The organism is Frankia tisae (genome assembly GCF_025403405.1).
Classification (GTDB): domain Bacteria; phylum Actinomycetota; class Actinomycetes; order Frankiales; family Frankiaceae; genus Frankia; species Frankia tisai.
The window spans coordinates 1-3,325 of record NZ_JANEZT010000525.1; the positions used below are offsets into that span (position 1 = coordinate 1).

The window sequence follows — 3,325 nt, forward strand, 5'->3', positions numbered from 1 at the left end:
CCCCCTTCACCGGCGCCTCACCCCCGGTGGATACCCCGTCCCAGCCCGGGGTGGCCTACAGCCCCGGCGCACCGGGTTCCCCGGCCACCGGCACCGCCCAGCACGGCACCGCCCAGCACGGCACCGCCCAGTACGGCATGGCCGATCACGGTGATAGCCAGCATGGTGCGGGCTGGTCGGCGGCCGCGGGTGCCGACGGGCCGGCGTGGGACGCGGCGGGCGCCTTCGGTTCCCCGGGCGGCGTCGATGGTGGTGCGTTCTCCGCCAGCGCCGCCGGCCAGACCATCGGTGCTGGTGCGGCGTCCGGTCGAGTCGTGGGCCGCATGGGCGCCGCCGGGCTCGGTCGGCGCCCGCCGGGCCGGCATCGGCAGGGTGAGGGCGCCGACGCCGAGCCGTACTCGGCGAGCGCCGCGCCGCGGGAGCCGGCGGCCAGCACTGCCGGAGTTCCGTTCCGCCGGGGCGCCGACGAGGACATCATCGACGCCGAGATCGTCGAGGAGTAGTCCGCCGCCCGGCCGCGGCGGCGGACTGCACGCGCCACCCACCGCCCCGGCCCGGTGGCCGCATGGACTACCTGGCCGGGCACGGCGCACGGCGCGCTCGAACCCGGCGGCCGATCGGGCCGCCGGGTGGCGTCAGGATGTGGGCGGAATCACTGCCCGCGGCGTCGTAGGTAGCGTTCGAACTCGCGGGCGATTGCGTCGCCGCTGGCCTCGGGCAGCGCGGTCTCCGGCTCCCGGGACTCCAGCGAGCGGACGTACTCGGCGACCTCGGTGTCCCCGGCGGCGAGCTCGTCGACCTGACGCTCCCACGCCTTGGCCCGCTCCGGCAGATCCCCGAGCGGGATCTCGATGTCGAGCAGATCCTCCACCCGGCGCAGCAGGGCGAGCGTCGCCTTCGGACAGGGCGGGTTCGCGACGTAGTGCGGCACCGCCGCCCAGAACGACACCGACGCCAGCTCCGCCCGTGCGCAAGCCTCCCCGAAAACCCCGACGATGCCGGTCGGACCCTCGTAGCGCGACGGTTCCAACCCGAGCCTCGCTGCCGTCGCCGCGTCCCCGGCAGTCCCGCTGATGGGCACCGGACGGGTGTGCGGGGAGTCTGCCAGCAGCGCGCCGAGCGAGATCACCATATCGCTGCCGAGGGCGTGCACCGCCTCGATCAGTTCGTCGGTGAAACCGCGCCAGCGCATGTTCGGCTCCAGCCCGCGGATGAGCACCAGGTCCGTCTCCGACTTCGGCGGGCGTGCCACCGACAGCCGGGTGGTCGGCCAGGTGATCTTACGAGATGCCCCGTCCGTCCCGCTTACCGTCGGCCGGTTCACCTGGAAGTCGTAGTAGTCGTCCGGGTCTATCGCACCGATCACCCGAGCCTTGAACGCCGTCTCCAGATGCTCCACGGCGGCGGACGACGCGTCGGCGGCGTCGTTCCAACCCTCGAAGGCAGCTACCACGACCGGCGACCGCAGTTGACCGACGCCGGAGAACTCGATCACCTACCACCTCCTGCCGCCCAGCGGCGGCCCACTGCCCCCGTGACAGTGCAACGGTACGTCCTCACGGAGACGACTCCTGCCCAGAGCCGACATCCGTTACGTCAGCCCTCCTTGCATCCGGTATGAAACCTGCCCTCGCCCGCGGCGGACCTCCGCGGGACCAGTCTGCCGGTGTTCTCGTGGGAACGCCTTTCCTCGGTCTGTCGATGACCAGCGACGCCGGGCGGATCGGACATCCGTTCCGGATCGACGCGGTGGCTGCACCGTACCGGCTCCCGACGAGTACCCGCTGTGGCGGGAAGGCGAACGGTCGCGGCGAGCACAGTCTTCGTTGCGGTAGCCGCCCACTTCCGCCTGCCGGCTCGCCTCCCCACCTCGGCGGCCGCCTCGGCCACACCCGTCCCGGTGGGGGCAGCGCGCACCCATCAGGCCCAGCCGCAGTGCAACCGGTGGCTGCCGGGCAGATCGTCCTGCCACCTCCGGGGCCGGCCACGCTCACGCTGCCACGCCTCAAGGTGTCCCCGCCGACGTTCCCTGCCGACCCGGTCCCTGCCGACCCGCATCCCGCCGACAGGGTTTCCGGCCGGATGGCCTGCCGTGAGGACGAGCGCCCGCGCGGGGCGATCGGCGCCTGCGGGAGACTGTCCTGGCGCGGCGGTCGCCCGCACCGGGTAGATCTTCGCCGGGCTGCCCGGCCGATGTCCGATGGTCCGCTGCCCGTCCTGCCGCGACGGGTGCCGGAAGCCTCTGGCGCCATGGTCACCATGTTGCCGGGCCACGCCCCCCTCCCGTGTGGCATTTCCGCCGACGAACGGTGTAACGAGGTCCTCAGGCCCCGGTCGCCCGGACGGGCCGCTGCCCGTGTCCTGTGTCTTGGGCCCGGTTTGCCGCCCGCCGTCCGCGGTGCGGCCGCGATCCGGCAGCATACGGACTGGACCGGTCCGCACCGGGCGGAGCGGGCCTCATCAGACCGGAACCGATCCCGTGCCGCTGGGACCGGCTGGCGTGGGCAATCTCCCGGTAGCCGGTAGCCGGTAGCCGGTAGCCGGCGGCCGCGTCAAGGCAAGGCAAGGCAAGGCACGTCGTCCCGCGCGCCCGGAACCATCCGGCGCGCGCCGATTCGAGCTAGGAGCGAAACGTGGGAAGCCTCGCGGCGGTCTTCTTCGACATGGACGGCCTGCTCGTCGACACGGAACCCATCTGGACCGTCGCCGAGCACGAGGCGGCGGCGCGGCTCGGCGGCGAGTTCACGCCGGAGATGAAGCGGGCGATGATCGGCCACGGCATCGACACCGCGGTGCCGATCATGGTGTCGATGCTCGGCCGGCCGCCGTCCGACGTCCCGGCCACGGAGCGTTTCCTGCTGCGACGCTCCGCTGAGCTGTTCCGCGAGTCCGGGGTGATCATTCCACAGCCCGGCGCTGTCGAACTGCTCGCTGTCCTGCGGGAGCAGGGTGTTCCGGCGGCGCTGGTGTCCTCGTCCTTCCGGGACCTGATGGACCCCGTGCTCGGCGTCATCGGCCGCGATCTGTTCGCGGCGACGGTGGCCGGCGACGAGGTGAGCCGGCGCAAACCGGATCCCGAGCCCTACCTGGCCGCCGCCCGCATGCTCGGTGTGGACCCGCGGCGCTGCGTCGTTCTGGAGGACAGCCCGTCGGGCGCCCGCGCCGGCGTCGCCGCCGGCTGCGCGACCATTCTGGTCCCCTCCATGCCGGACCTGCTCGACCACGCCGCCACCGACCCATTACCACAACGAACAATCCGCTACCAGATGTGCAGAGCTCCTGTTCGATCCAGTCGATGATGTTGCCTGCCGGGTGCTCACTCGGC

2 protein-coding genes and 1 pseudogene are annotated in these 3,325 nt (G+C 72.6%); 2 read left to right on the forward strand and 1 reads right to left on the reverse strand.

All coding sequences use genetic code 11. The features are described 5' to 3' along the window. Nucleotides 1-503 (forward strand): annotated as a pseudogene (locus NBZ85_RS29220) (hypothetical protein); the annotation flags it as partial. A gap of 149 nt (nt 504-652) precedes the next feature. Here the strand turns inward: NBZ85_RS29220 and NBZ85_RS29225 are convergent. Continuing rightward, complete coding sequence (locus NBZ85_RS29225) at nt 653-1,495, reverse strand: PAC2 family protein (RefSeq protein ID WP_009737775.1); 843 nt, start codon at nt 1,493-1,495, stop codon at nt 653-655. Nucleotides 1,496-2,663: 1,168 nt separating this feature from the next. On the opposite strand from NBZ85_RS29225, the gene NBZ85_RS29230 reads away from it, so the two are divergent. Continuing rightward, a complete protein-coding gene (locus tag NBZ85_RS29230) occupies nt 2,664-3,299 on the forward strand; it encodes an HAD family hydrolase (RefSeq protein WP_264762445.1) in 636 nt (211 codons plus the stop codon). The last annotated feature ends 26 nt before the right edge of the window (nt 3,300-3,325 follow it).

Bases quoted from the DNA above. Each gene is read 5' to 3' on its own strand.
- NBZ85_RS29230 (WP_264762445.1), top strand. From the start codon at position 2,664: ATGGACGGCCTGCTCGTCGACACGGAACCCATCTGGACCGTCGCCGAG.